The organism is Thermococcus sp. ES12 (assembly GCF_012027515.1).
Lineage (GTDB): Archaea > Methanobacteriota_B > Thermococci > Thermococcales > Thermococcaceae > Thermococcus > Thermococcus barossii.
Window position 1 is genome coordinate 104,429 of record NZ_SNUP01000004.1, and the last position, 14,654, is coordinate 119,082.

At 50.8% G+C, this 14,654-nt stretch carries 11 protein-coding genes; all 11 read left to right on the forward strand.

Going from position 1 to position 14,654, the window contains the following annotated elements; all coding sequences use genetic code 11:
• The first annotated feature begins 91 nt into the window (after positions 1-91).
• The 11 genes from twy1 to E3E37_RS10070 all read left to right on the forward strand — a co-directional run bounded on the left by twy1 (position 92) and on the right by E3E37_RS10070 (position 14,387).
• On the forward strand, positions 92-1,093 hold the full coding sequence (twy1, locus tag E3E37_RS10020) for a 4-demethylwyosine synthase TYW1 (protein ID WP_167717036.1): 1,002 nt from the start codon (positions 92-94) through the stop codon (positions 1,091-1,093).
• 74 nt (positions 1,094-1,167) lie between these two features.
• On the forward strand, positions 1,168-3,390 hold the full coding sequence (locus E3E37_RS10025) for a prenyltransferase/squalene oxidase repeat-containing protein (RefSeq protein WP_167717038.1): 2,223 nt from the start codon (positions 1,168-1,170) through the stop codon (positions 3,388-3,390).
• A gap of 7 nt (positions 3,391-3,397) precedes the next feature.
• Positions 3,398-4,567 (forward strand): cell division protein FtsZ, encoded by a 1,170-nt coding sequence (locus tag E3E37_RS10030; RefSeq protein WP_167717040.1) that lies wholly within the window; start codon positions 3,398-3,400, stop codon positions 4,565-4,567.
• A complete protein-coding gene (locus tag E3E37_RS10035) occupies positions 4,560-5,189 on the forward strand; it encodes a hypothetical protein (RefSeq protein WP_167717042.1) in 630 nt (209 codons plus the stop codon). The genes E3E37_RS10030 and E3E37_RS10035 overlap by 8 nt, the downstream gene beginning before the upstream one ends.
• Before the next feature lie 38 nt (positions 5,190-5,227).
• A complete protein-coding gene (locus E3E37_RS10040; RefSeq protein ID WP_206204093.1) occupies positions 5,228-5,860 on the forward strand; it encodes a class III signal peptide-containing protein in 633 nt (210 codons plus the stop codon).
• Positions 5,861-5,862: 2 nt separating this feature from the next.
• Positions 5,863-6,303 carry a hypothetical protein gene (locus E3E37_RS10045; RefSeq protein ID WP_167717044.1) on the forward strand — a complete coding sequence of 147 codons (441 nt, stop codon included), beginning with the start codon at positions 5,863-5,865 and terminating at the stop codon, positions 6,301-6,303.
• Positions 6,284-6,757, forward strand: a complete 474-nt coding sequence (locus tag E3E37_RS10050; protein WP_167717045.1) for a hypothetical protein — start codon at positions 6,284-6,286, stop codon at positions 6,755-6,757. The genes E3E37_RS10045 and E3E37_RS10050 overlap by 20 nt, the downstream gene beginning before the upstream one ends.
• Positions 6,754-8,166 carry a hypothetical protein gene (locus tag E3E37_RS10055; protein WP_167717047.1) on the forward strand — a complete coding sequence of 471 codons (1,413 nt, stop codon included), beginning with the start codon at positions 6,754-6,756 and terminating at the stop codon, positions 8,164-8,166. The genes E3E37_RS10050 and E3E37_RS10055 overlap by 4 nt, the downstream gene beginning before the upstream one ends.
• Positions 8,163-10,262, forward strand: coding sequence for a hydrolase (locus E3E37_RS10060; RefSeq protein WP_167717049.1), 2,100 nt, complete (start codon positions 8,163-8,165; stop codon positions 10,260-10,262). The genes E3E37_RS10055 and E3E37_RS10060 overlap by 4 nt, the downstream gene beginning before the upstream one ends.
• Positions 10,262-13,627 carry a DUF2341 domain-containing protein gene (locus tag E3E37_RS10065; RefSeq protein ID WP_167717051.1) on the forward strand — a complete coding sequence of 1,122 codons (3,366 nt, stop codon included), beginning with the start codon at positions 10,262-10,264 and terminating at the stop codon, positions 13,625-13,627. The genes E3E37_RS10060 and E3E37_RS10065 overlap by 1 nt, the downstream gene beginning before the upstream one ends.
• Before the next feature lie 4 nt (positions 13,628-13,631).
• Entirely contained in the window at positions 13,632-14,387 is a 756-nt protein-coding gene (locus E3E37_RS10070) for a DUF2101 family protein (protein ID WP_167717053.1), read from the forward strand.
• The last annotated feature ends 267 nt before the right edge of the window (positions 14,388-14,654 follow it).

Consider the following 14,654-nt stretch of genomic DNA (forward strand, 5'->3'; position numbering starts at 1 on the left):
TTCGACGATAAAATACTGCGCAGTTCCGACCCATCACCTTTTTAAAAGGCTCGCCCAAAGCCAACCCAGAGAGATGAATTAGGTGAGACTAATGGCGATAACGTTCGTGTCCAATCCAAACATGCCGGAAGAGATAGCGAGACTGTTCAGGAAGCAGCACTACGCGCTCGTGGGTAGGCACAGCTCAGTGAAGCTCTGTCACTGGCTCAAGGAGAGCATAAAGCACGACCGCTTCTGCTACAAGCAGAAGTTCTACAACATACACTCCCACCGCTGCCTGCAGATGACGCCGGTTACAGCGTGGTGCACCCACAACTGCATATTCTGCTGGCGCCCGATGGAGGGCTTCCTCGGCACGGAGCTCCCGGAGCCGTGGGACGACCCGGCCTTCATCGTCGAGGAGAGCATAAAGGCCCAGAGGAAGCTCCTCGTCGGCTACAAAGGCATGCCGGGCATAAACATGAAGAAGTTCGAGGAGGCGTGGAATCCAAAGCATGCCGCTATAAGCCTCTCGGGCGAGCCGATGCTCTACCCCTACATGGGCGACCTCGTCGAGGAGTTCCACAAGCGCGGCTTCACGACCTTCATCGTCACCAACGGAACGGTTCCGGAGAGGCTTGAGGAGATGATAAAGGAGGACAAGCTCCCGACCCAGCTCTACGTCTCACTGACAGCCCCTGACCTTGAGACCTACAACCGCGTTAACGTCCCGATGATTCCCGACGGCTGGGAAAGGATAAAGACATTCCTGGAAATGATGAACGGCCTTCCCACGAGAACGGTGGTGAGGCTGACCCTCGTCAAGGGCGAGAACATGCACAACCCAGAGGGCTATGCAAAGCTGATAAGGCTCGCCAGCCCGATGTTCGTTGAGGCAAAAGCTTACATGTTCGTGGGCTTCTCAAGAAACCGGCTCACCATCAACAACATGCCCCGCCACGAGGAGATAAAAGCCTTCGCAGAGGAGCTGGTGGAGCATCTGCCCGGCTACCACATCGAGGACGAGTACGAGCCGAGCAGGGTTGTTCTCATAATGCGCGACGACGTCGACCCCCACGGGAGCGGAAGGGATGGACGCTTTATAAAACATTGAGTCCTCTCTTCTCCTTATTATGGAAAAAGTTTATTTATTCTGGCCGCTTAGAATGAGCTTAGGGGTGTAAGGTGATGAAGAAGGTTCTGGCTCTAGTAATGATTGTTCTCATGCTGATTCCAGCCGTTAGCGCCGGAACGATAGACGGCTCCGCAAGGTTTCTTAAAAATGCCGCCAAGTCAAGCCAGCAGACGAGGGAAATAAGCCTGGCTATAATGGCACTATCCGAGGCCAGCAATGATATGGAGTGGGACATAGGCCCAGACCTGGAGGGTCTCATCACGATGCTTCTCCAGTACCAGAACCCCGACGGCGGCTGGGGCCTGTATCCCGGCGAGACCAGCAACGTTCTCGACACAGCTTACGCTGTCATTGCCTTGGAAAAGGCAGACCCAGTCATTGGGACACTGCGGGTTGAGGGTGTTAGGGACGCCATTAAACGGGGCGTTTCATACCTCCTCTCAGCGGAGAACGAGGGTGGATGGGGTTACGTGCCGGGAACCCCAAATTCATGCTACCCAACTCTCGTGGCGATATGGGCCCTTGGAGAGAACGGATACAACTACAACAGCAAGGTTGTTAGGGACGCGATAAAATACGTGGAGAACACAACCACCTGCGAGATATCCCAGTACGAGGCCCTCGCCCTAAAGCTCATAGCGTACCACAGCACCGGCTATCCAGTATCCAACGAGACCATTGAAAGCGTCAAGGGAATCCTCCTCAACGACGAGAATCTCAAGATGAAGGAACGCGCCATGCTAACGTACGCCCTTGTACTCCACACCCCCATAGACTTTGACACGGCGAGAATACTTATCACGCTGGAATCGTACAGCAAGAGCACGAACGACCTCGTGTACTGGATGAACACCCCAGACCTGTTCTCCTCAACGGAACTTATAGCCACAACCTCCTACGCACTGATGGCCTTCTCGACATCGTTCGAACTTCCACCTGCGAAGGGGGTGAAGAACCCCTATGAGATGCCCTGTCGGGAGCTGAAGAACCTACAGAACCCAGATGGAGGGTGGGGTCTTGGACTCAACGAGCCCTCCGATGAGAAAGCCACTTACTATGCACTGGTGAGTATCCAGGCATGCTATCCCGAGAAGGAGAGCATTGAAAAGGCCCTCTCATGGGTGAGGGAGGCCTTCGAGAGGGATGCAGCCTGGATGAAGCAGAATCGCAGGATGTCCGTTGGCTACTACTACGCACTAAAGACACTCCTACTGTACAACAATCTGACCGCCGAAGAGAAGGCTCAGGCTGAAGAGCTGATACGCAGTGTCCAGCTCGACTACGGCCTCTGGGGCAACACTGTTCTTGGTCCGCAACCCTACGAAACAGCCCTGGCCATCAAGGCTCTACGTGAGCTTGGAGTTCCAGCCAACGATTCCCTGATCCAGAAGGCCAAGGAATGGCTTCTGAGTATAACCAACGGTGGATGGGGAACCCACGTGACGACGAAGTACTACTCATACATGCTCAAGCCGGACGTCCTGACCACAATAACCATTCTGGAGGCCCTGGATGGGATAGCCTCCCAGGAAGAGCTCCAGCCCCACTTAGAATGGCTCATTGACCAGAGGATAGAGGATGGCTGGCCGTACTGGAAGACATACTATGTCTGGGAAAAGAACAGGGAGTTCCCAGGAACGCCAACCGTTGAACTCACCGTCAGGGCTACAGACCTCTTGATTGGTTACGGGTACAACTACACCAACGAAACGCTTGAGTTCGTAATGAACGCCAGAGACTCAGGTGCAATAGACAACAAAACAATAGAAATCGCCAGCACAGTGGGCTATCTCTCCCGCTTCCAGTACGTTCCACCGGTGAGCCTCTACGACGTACGGGCTTCCCTTGACAGCGATGTGTTCGGGATAATAGCACCCCACATGGACGCCGTCACCGTAAACGAGACAATAGCCATTCTCAACGACCTCTTCAGTGGTGGCTTCATAGCGCTCAACACAACCAGCATAGGCGAGGGTAGCTACATAGTTCTGGCCCACTACGGGGAGTACTTCGTGAGACCGTATAACCCCTACCTGAAGTTCCATCTTACAGACGAAACCGTCACCGTCGGAAACGTCACGGTTCCTGTGGACAAGGCAGTCGTTCTCATTCCGGGCAAGACCCCCAAGGGAGTCGTCCTGTTCGTATTCTACGGACAGGAAAACGCCGAAATTGCCAAGGAAGTCTTTACAACAGGATTCATAAGGTACATTAGGGGAGAGGCGATGGTCCTCCTCAACGAGAACGGCAAGGTGAGGGTAATAGTCGTGGGGTGATCAAGGGGTGAGGGCTCTAATCATAGGGGTCGGCCAGTGCGGAACCAAGATAGCCGACCTCTTTTCTCTCGTTGATTTTGAGGCTCTGGCCATAAATACTTCCAGAGGCGACCTGGAGTACCTCAAGCACGTTCCACAGGAGCGCAGGATACTCATAGGCGAGAGCCTGACCGGCGGCAAGGGAGTCAACGCAAACCCGATACTTGGCAGGGAGGCCATGAAGCGCGATTTGCCCCTCGTCATGCGCAAGATAGGTTCAATAATCGGCTACGAGGACGTGGACATCTTCTTCCTCACCTTCGGCTTTGGAGGCGGAACCGGGGCAGGGGGAACGCCAGTCCTGGCCGAGGCGCTCAAGGAGGAGTATCCCGACTCCCTTGTGGTTGCAATCGGCGCTCTTCCCCTCAAGGAGGAGGGGATAAGGCCCACAATTAACGCGGCGATAACGATAGACAAGCTCTCCAAGATAGCGGACTCCATAATAGCCATAGACAACAACAAGCTCAAGGAAGGTTCTGACGACATAAGCAGAGCCTATGAGAGGATTAACTACACGATAGTCGAGAGGATAGCCTCGCTTTTGGCCCTCGTTGATGTCCCGGGGGAGCAGACCCTCGATGCGAGTGACCTGAAGTTCGTTCTCAAGGCCTTCGGGAGCTTCGCGACGGTTGGCTATGCCAAGGCCGATGCAAACAAGGTCAAAAGCCTCTCAAGGCTCATCATCAAGTCCTTTGAGAGCGAGGGGCTGTACCTTGAGGCGAACATTGAATCGGCCCTTTACGGGCTGGTCGCGATTCACGGCCCGCCGGAGATACTCAAGGCGGCGGACATCTTTGAGGCTCTCAACTACCTGACCAACAAAATCAGGGGCAAGCAGATATTCCGGGGTTTCTATCCTGACCCGCGGGAGAGGGAGGTGGAGGTTGTTACGCTTCTCAGCGGCATCTACGAGAGCAGGAGCATCGAGGACATAATACTCACCGCCAAGAGGTACGCCCAGTCCTTCATGGAGGCGAAGGAGGAAGCGGAGAGCAAGAAGAAGGAGCTCCTGAGCGGTCTGCCCGACTTTGACGACGTTTACGCCAAGGGCGGAAACGAGCTGAAGGGGATCCCCGACGGGGATTATCCCGATATAGAGGGCATAAGCAAGAAACTCCGGAGGGAGAAGGATGGCTGAGCCGATAAAGGACTCGGTGGAAGTGGCCCTCGACCTCGACGAGAAGGAGGTCTACGCTCACATCGCCCACGAGAGCGCCGAAGACATCATCAGGATAATCTCCTCCCTCGATGCCGCGAGGGCAAAGCTCCACGGCGAGGTCATCTACTACAAGGACGACTGGGACGACCTCATCCGGGAGAGGATAGCCAAGGGGAAGCGGCACACTGCCTTTGATTTCTACAACCCGGCACTGCTCGACATCTGGGAGGGAAAGGTCAAGGAGATTAAAGAGGCCAAGAAGAGGGAGAAGGGCCTGTACGCCGTTATAGGGGGTGTAGTGGGAGCGACGGCGGTTGCATCTCTCCTCACCGGCCAGCCGTACCTCATAGTCGGGCTTGCAATACTGCCGGCGGTTCTCCTGGTTCGGGATTCCACCCGCGAGAAGCTTGATTTGATATACTACGAGCTGACGCAGTTTTTCATCGACGAGCTGGCCGAGCTGATAGAAAAGCACTCCCTTCAACCGGAGAGGTACAAGTTCAAAATTTTCAGCGGGGATTATTTTGGCGTTGAGACCAAACGGGTCGGAACCGGCCTGTTTGCCGTTGTAAACGCCGGAAAATCGGAGAGTAACGATTAAATAGATGTTCGGAGATATACCATACTGAGGGGAGAAATATGCTGATAAAAAAGCGTGGTCAGGTTTCACTTGAGTTCATGTTAATCTTTGGAATGATGCTCATACTCCTGCTGTACTCCGTAAACAACATAACGTTCAAGGAGGGCTCAACATCAACCGAGACCCTTCGAATCCAGATAAGCCTTGAGGAGAAAAACCTAGCCAACGCCATCTCCAACACTATATCACAGGTGTACGCCCAGGGGCCCGGAGCCAAGTCAACCACCTACGTGAGACTGACGTACCTGCGTGACCCCGAAATGCTCCGGAAAGGGCTGAACATCAACAATGCCTCCCTGTTCATAACCTACGGAAACTACAGCACTGAAGGCAACGGAACCTATATCACGATCACCGGAACCAACGTAACCGCCGTTCTAACAGGGGGCGATAAGAACGTCTTCTGGAGCAGAGGGATGTACCAGGCGGTTCTGTACACCAACTCATCGGTATGGGCACCGTCCGGAAGCGTCACCTTCGGTTCATCAACGGTCTACGGTCTGACCATCGACCCCGCAACGCTCCCGGCAACGCTGGAGATAGTCGTCGAGTGGAATCCAGATAATCCAAACTCATGGGCCTTTGACCCAACCACCGGCGAGCTCCACATAAACATAAACCCCGGTGGATAAAGATGAAACGGGGACAGATAAGCCTCGACTTCCTATTTGCAGTGACCCTGATAACAATTACGATGCTCAACCTAGTCTACATTGCGGACAGCGAGAGGGCCCATTCCGAGACCTTTGACACCATCGCAAAGCTGAAGGCATTCTCCGTGGACATCAGGGACTCCGTGGTGAAGGTTTACGCGGCGGGGGATGGGTTCACGGTAAGGAAGGAACTTCCAATAAAGCTGAGCTCTGGGGACAGGGTCACGGTTAGCCTCGTTACCCCGAATAGCATCATCGTCAACGCGAGTTTGGGAGGACGAGGCTACACCGTCGTCCAGAGGAGCCCGGTTCCAATATATGAAAACAGCTCGGTAACGCTTACTGACACGAAGGGAGACTTCGGCATAGTGGCGACGTACAACGAAACGGAGGGGAGGCTCGATGTCGTCCTCTCCCCGTAGAGGTCAGAGTGCCATAGAGGTCCTGTTCATCCTGGCAATAATCCTGGCCGGTGTCCTAGTGGTTACTCCCGCCTATTTGGACGAGAACACGACAATGTCGGCGGTATCCTACGTCCGTACTTCGGCTTCCGACGCGTGTGCCTACCTGAACGCAGGGGTTGTAATCAATGACAGCATGTATTCCCCTCTCAACGCTATAATAATGGCCAGCAACTACACGTACAGGGCCTTTCAGCTCGCCGGTGTTCGCAGTGCTGATGTAAACGGCAAAATGCAGATCAACGTCACCATAACCTATGCAGGAGCAGGGCTTCCTGAAGCCACCGTAGAGGCCAACATAAAGCAGTACATAGAGGACGACCTGGTCTCCAAAACCAACGTCGTTAGAGAGAGTGGAAAGCTGTACCTCCGGGGAAAAGAGATTGAGATAAACGTTGATGTGGTGAGAAGATGAGGCGCGGTCAGTTGCTTTCACTCGATGCAATGCTATCCATGGTAATAATCATACTCCTGCTTGGCACGGTTACCACGACGTCCAACGCCCTGAAAGGGGAAATAACCACCGTACTGGGCTGGTACGAGAGGGCCAACATAGGCGACAACATGCTGGACATACTAGTGAAGAACCCTGGAACCCCAGAGAACTGGATTGAAAATCCCACAAATATCGTCTTGTTAGGTCTAAGAGACAACTCATACCCCTTTGCGGTGAGTTCAGAGAAGATTCGGGCGCTTGCCCATTTTGTTAATCTCTCACCCATAATCACAAACCTCTATACCTTGGCTGATTCCAAGGATTTTCAGCTTGAATTCTACCTAACCACAACAAACATAACGGTATCCGGCGAGTTCCCAGAGGAAATATTCATGAATCTCACGAGTGAGCTACAGAACATTAAAATAGCCCTTTCAACTGATAATTCTGGGAACAGAGCATTTCAAGTTGAATGTGACAGCGTCCTCCTTAACGGAGAACCCTCCCCAACTGGGAACGCCATTGAACTAAATGCCGGGGACATTTTGGAATTTGTAACGATTGACGAGGCACAGGTTCTAATTTCAGGAAACACCCAAGTGGGGATAATTCCCTCGGGGTCATACGTGGAGGTGCAGGTTATAGATTCACGGAGCAATTATCACTACAGCTTCGATTCTTCGGGTGGCGTCTGTACACTGCACATTGGCGGCCAAGGGCAGGTAAAGCTAATAATATACGGGAACAGTGCAGGGAGTCTCACTATAAAGCACGTGGTAATACCAGCGGCCAACCTAACTACTGCATCCATCAGGATTGCCCTAATAAACGGAACCGTTGTGGAAGACCAGACTACAATAAATGCCTCAAGATCCCGTTCCCCATGGGTAGAGTACATCTCAAGGAGGATTGTTAGTTCTGACATAATCTATGAAAAAACAAGGGTTGTGGGAAGTGCCCAGCCTTTCCCAATACTCCTTGGGACTCTAATTCATAATGTTCCAAGCTATGCATATTTTGAGGTTCAAGTACCAGAGAACAGCGCTGGAAACATGACCCTCGTTGCCATTGACGGGACTATCCTGAAGGGAATCCTGATCCAGAGAGACGCTCCGGGAGAGCCTCTGAGCGGTACCATAGCATGGAAAGCAGATGGACGAACCTATGCCGAGTTCTATGCCGGAGACGCGACTTCCATCCGGATTCCATGGAGTTCGCTGTTTTCAGAATTTAACGATGAAACCAATGAAAAACCGGTGGAGCTCTGGATGTACGAGAACTCCTTCGGCAGCAACGTCACAATAAACGATCTGGATAATATAGGTCTGCTGATGAAGCCTTCATTCAGAACAACGGTCATAAAACTGTGGGTGTGGGATGACTCATGAAGAGACGAGGATTCATATTCACCCTGGATGCAATACTCGCCCTCCTCCTAGTCACAATGTTCGTGGTGAGTATAACTCAGATCAATCCAAGCACTCAGGTGTACTCCACGTACATGCGCTCCCAGTCCAAGTACCTAGCGGAAGATGCCCTCACAACCCTGCGAACACAGCCCCTCTGGACTTTCGTTCCACAGGATGTTATAAAAAACTGGACCGATGACGGAACGCTAAACCTCACTCTCGTTAGCCCTGACATGTCCCCAATAGATATCGTTGCCACTTACTGGGCCACAGCCCCTGTGTTTCCTGGAGCAGACCTAACCCACAAAGCGGAGATTATCATGGGGTACATACTCAACAATACACTAAAGGACTACAACTACGAACTCATGATAAACAACTACACAAGTCCCTACCTTCGTAAGGTTGGTTCCAACTATTCCGCTGCCCAAGACGTGACGCCGGCAACGCTGATACTGAGCGGATATGCCTTCAATCAGACTCCACGTGGTTATATGGCGAGGGCATTTCTAAGCAAGCTGGGAAGTAAGGAAAACACTTATACAATAAGGGGCGGCTACATATACGCTAGAACGGACAACCAATATGATGAGGTTGTAATCAGATACATAATTCCCGCCGATGCCATTCCGCGCGATGCTGAAATAGAAGAGATAAAGTGGTTCCTTGAGCCAGCTTGGGTCGGCTCTAACTACGAGATATACCTTAACGGGCAGCCCATATGGTCGGGATACGTTAATAACAACAGGTTAATCTTAGATACAAACCCCAGCGGTGGATACGCCCTGATAGAAAACTTTCACCCAGGAGAGACTAACGTGTTTGAGGTCAGGGTCTACAAATCCGGGTACGACGGTGGTGAAGATGGTGCCCAGTATATAAGGATTAAGTACCGCACAGCTATACCCTCCACCTTAAGGTTTACTGACAGGTTCTACTTTGAGGACGTTACTGCCAAGTATGGAATAACCGCATGGAAATATCTCTTTGTGCCGGGTGAAATACACTCCCTTAGTGTCCAGGTAGCTGTAGGGAACGTCTCCGCCACCACCCCAGTTACCCTTTCCTTCATGTTCAACAATAAGGTTCCCGTACCACTAAGCACGCCCTGTCAGTATAACGCCACTACAAGGGTGAAGGTGTGCTACTGGGACAATGCCACAATAGCTAATGCCCTTGCCAGTGCTGGATACAACTACACCCACATATCAAGCAGATACACGACCCTTATCATTGAGGCCGGGAATGAGAATACTAAATACACTCCCAACATTCACCTCATTGGGAACGACTCGTTCGTCTATGCCGATTACACCCCCGGGGTCTTGATAACCTCTTATACCATTGACATAACCGAGCCTATCATCCTTCCTAACCAAGACTGGACACGCTCGGTTAACATAAACTTCGATGTTCCCCAAGGCGTGACTCCATTATGGGTTAAATTCCAGTTCCCTTGGTTGTACTATGTCAACTACAACGAACCATCCCAGTCAATAAGAGTGGACAATCCAGTAATAGCCCCTACATACATATACCAACACCCTCCAAATCCGTTTATCTATGCCCTTGCAAGGGTAGGATACACGAGGGATACCTTTGACTATCAGTACAATCCCCTCCCGAATGCTATAGCTCCCGGAACGAACACGCTAAGCATAAGCCTTGGAAACGGATATTATCTCCAGCCCAGAAACGGTGATGGAGAGCTAACCTATGTCATCCAAGGGTTTGCTGGATACGGTGATGTTTTTCCAGAACTTATCAGGGCCGGATGCTCCGGTTACAATATAACCTACTACTGGATTGGAGACAACTCTCCCCACTACGTCACCGCGGGCGACTCTCCTTACTGTGATGTTACCGCACAGGATCTCCTTAACGGCATGGACAGATACGCTGTTGACGACGCCATAATCAGGCTCTTCCACAATCTCGGCGGGGATGGAACACAAGCGAATCCAATACTAATAAAGTTGCCCCCCTCAGTCAACATAGTCTTTGTCTCCATGGGCAACATACCCGGCCTCTTTGAGCCCATAACAATAACACTCAGAGTCTGGAGGGAAAGCTGATGAGGAAGCGGCGGGCGTTCCTAATGAACTCTACTGTTATACTCCTTCTGATACCCCTTATGCTTCTCCTGGCGACTTATGAGGACGTATCCTCACAGATAATAGCGAGTCAGAGTGAGAGAACCCAGGTCGAAAGGACGTACAGAATAGTATCATATGTTGAAATGGACTTCCAGAGAACCCTCGAGATCTCGGGAAAAAGGGCCATAGTCACCATAGTTGACTATATAGCCAACACTCGTGACTTTTTAGACCCTAACAATCCGAATCACATGGCAAATGCAACAATACGCGACCTTGTTATCCTTGGGGAAGCAGATGAGGTAGCTAGCAACTACTCCGAAAGGCTAATGAGGGATCAGACCGTGGCAGGATGGCTCGGAAACATCTCCAATGAACTACTGAGGCAGGGATATGAGATAAGAATAGCAAACAAGACAGCAACCCAAATAAAAGCAATGAGCCCCTCACAGAGGGCAGACTTCCTGAGGCAAAACATTGAGCTGATTGTGGCCCCACTTGACTCATTCAGGATCGTGATAAAGGCAAGGATAAAACAGGTAACGATATCCGACATTTCAGGAACAGTTGTCTACAGCGGACCCATACCCCGGGAGGGTTATGTGTACTCCATTATCTCAATTGAAAACCTCGAAGATCCACTTTTTTCAGCCCTAACTTACGGTAGGTACTACCGTTCGATAGAGCCGTGTGAGTACACCTTCCCAGAACTCATAGAAAGACCAGTAAAAGCTCTATATGGGAACGGCAGCAGTGATGAGGATCATGTTCTCGGCAAATACTCCTCCACAAAATGGGAGGAAGGATATCTGTTTTATGGAGACTATTATCCTGGTGATGGTGCCGATGGTTACGTCCTGCGCAGTGGAGACATAACTTCCATTACCGCACCAGTGATAGTCAACACTACAGTAAAAGGGGTACCTATCTCCCCCAGGGAAATCTTCAGCGACAATGATGTTGGCGTCCTAGTGTTTGGCAACATCGGTCCTTCCATCCACTGGTGCAGCTCAAACTACAAGTGGAGAGTCAACCTCACAATCCCGAGCTTTACCGACGGGAGCCTTGTTCTCCTCCAGATTCCTACATCAACATTCCCGAACATCTACCATACGGATGGGCAGGCATCTATGATGATATACGAAAAATCCGATGTCACATGCATTCCTGTACCATTCTGGATCGAGTATTGGGGTACATCCTACGTATGGGTATGGATAAAGGCCAGCGGTACAGACTACACAATCTACTTCACAGACAACCCTTCCTACGCTACCGACGGCTACAACAAAGAATACCTCTTCTGGCTCATTGACACCTTTGAGGGGACCACAATAAACCCTGTCCTGTGGAACAATCTTGCCGATGCTTATTTGGATGGAAGCGGCCACCTCGTTGTTCCTGGTGGGGCTGAAAAGCTCGCCCTCCAAACAATTGATTCAATAGACGGAGAGTTCTTTGTAAGGTTCAGGATGAAACCGGACTTAACAAGTCTGGACTTTGATTCAGGTATTGAAACAGAGTTCAACTACACTGAAACTCAAGCCCTAGGGGATTACCTTAAGGTCGTGATAAACTACGATGGGCCACAGTTGGCCGATACCACAAACGTCCAGGTGCCCATCAGGCTCAGCGCTGAAAATGTGAGCAACATAAACTCGGACCCCTCCACCAATCGGGCAGAGATACTTGTGTACTCCGACGAACTCCTCCAGAACCAGATGCCCTTCTGGATCGAGTACTGGGACACAAATGGCGCTCAGGTATGGGTAAAAACCAACCTAACATATACCGGGAGGACTTGGAGCGGTGGATGGGTATATCATTATACCGCTACAGTCTACATAAAATACAACACGGGTACGCTCACGAGAGGAAACGGAGACCAAGTCTTCGAGTTCTTTGATGACTTCACTGGAACAACCATAGACACCGGAAAGTGGGATACCCATGGAAACCCCTCCGTAAACAACGGCTACCTCCAGCTACCAAGCCGGAGCTGGATATGGTCAAAGACAACGTTCCCAAGCACATACATAATGGACATCAGAGGGAAGCTTGTTGACAATCCTGGAATAATGTGGAACATCCGCCGGAGCACCGGATGGGGGCGTATTGAGGATATCAATTACTACAACGATGGTAGGGGATATCTGTGGTGGTTCAACGTCCTGACAAGCAATTGGATAGGATGGTACGACTCCAGCACAACGGAGTATAACCTAAACTCATTCCAAAACATAGAAGTACGGGTAACATCATCTTGGACAGACATATACCAATTCTCCGATTGGACTAACAAGATTTTGAGGAGCTCGTATAATGCGGGGGCTAGCAACAACCGTGCAATTGGTCTGGAACAATGGAATGGTGGACCCAGTGAATACGACTGGTTATTTGTCCGCAAGTACTTGGAAGACGAATACCTAGACTACACGATAACTGAGGCACCAGAGGGAACACAGACCATCATAAAGACGGATAAACTCCAGTTCATCGATGACAACTCAGCCTTTAACGACCACGGCGGAGATACTTTGGCGGTACTAGAAAACTGGACCAACAGTATAGTGTCGGGCAATCCCACAGTTCTGGGAGACTACCACAGATACCAGGTGGTTTTCACCCCAACTCCCACTGGGGTAGAGTTTGACTTTACCGACCTCGACAGCACCCTCAGGAGTGTTACCTCAGGGGTTGATAGAGAAATCAGCTCACCCGTAAAAGTTGGAATAATCATCGACAGCCCCAACACGGCGTACTTTGATTGGATAGTTATCGGCAGAATGCCCTACTACACCGCGGACCATACAGAAATCCAGAGCACGGGAGTTGAGTCCTCCCCAGTCACAAGCAACACTTACAACGCCCGCGCTTACGACCTCCAGCCGTTAATATCATGCATAATCGGTCAGAGGTACTTTGGAACATATGAGGGTATCTCATTCTTCGAGCGTCTCGAGAACAGCGTGACAAATCACGACAAGTACTTCCAGCTGGCAAAGAGGATACAGGACGAGCTCGGACTGAAATACGGTGGGGAGTACTATCCGATAGGACTCGTAAGCTTCATGGTGCCTAACGCGGACTATGACCAGAAGCTCTTTGAAATATTCAACAACTTCGGGATAACCGTCGAGGAGGGGCAGAGCAGCGTGGATTACTACTTCCTCAACTACTATTTCGGAAGGATAGAGAAGAAAACCGGCTACCGTGTCTGGGGTATTTCCTACGGCACAAGCGCACTAACTGGAGACCTGACCATAGTGCCTTTCTTCATGGACAACCAGACGGCCGCTGCAATACTCGGACCTGTCGGAGCAGAAGACCTCCTGAAGAGGTGAAATCATGTCGGTGGAGGACTTCCTTTACAGAATAGGCGAGTCCGTGGATTCAGCGATCCACGGCATCATCAATTTCATAAACCCCACACCATCGGAAGAGCCCCCGAGCTTTAGATACCTGAGCAGGCTCGTGAAAAAAAGACTCACGACCCATGAGTACCTCAGTCTCAAGCTCCAGATTGCTTTTCTTCTTTACCTCATTATGAACCTCATCCTGCTCTTCCTCAGGGCCAGTCCGCTGTGGCTTGTGGGAGTTGCGGCGGTTTACTTCCTTTACCTTAGATATACCCTGGTCAGGAACAGAGAGTTCTTTGTTGAACATGAACCGTACAGGTTCTTCTACTACGCAATATCACTGATTTCATTTGCTGTTTTCATGGGATATATCATGGTACGGAGGATCGCAACAAGCATCTACTATTACTACGCCTACCTCCTCGTTGCATTCGTGGCCGTCATGGCGTTCAGGTGGTACTTCAAGCAGAGATACGGAAGGGACTACACCTACGGCGTTGTTGAGGAGATTAAAGGCGAAGTAGTTAAGGTCTTCGTCCACGAGGACATAGCGGCAAACGTCAAGCCGGGCCACTACTGGGTCGATGCTGTAGAAGACTTGGAAGTCGGAAGGGTAGTGAAGCTTATCGTGGAGGACAGAAAGCTGAAGGGAGCCGTCCCGGTCAAGATTATAGAGGTTTACCTTAGCGATGTCGAGAATCAGTCCTCCCATAGCTCAACCGAGCCGAAGGAAGAAACCGAGTGAAGTACGAGCAGATATACCGAATGACAGGGCTCAATCATGTTGGTTTTTACAAACCCCTCCCCCTCCATTCTTATTTCAAGAGGCTCGACGTTACGACATTCCGGTATTAGGAGGATGGAGTCCCCGTTATCCACGAAGCCATAGCCAATCCCATTGCAAATTCGTTCAATGAAGCTTTTGAATCCATCCCACTCCTTGATTCTGATGCTGTAATATACGGTATGCCCCAAAGTATCACCCACAAGAGTAAGAACTAAAATTTTAAAA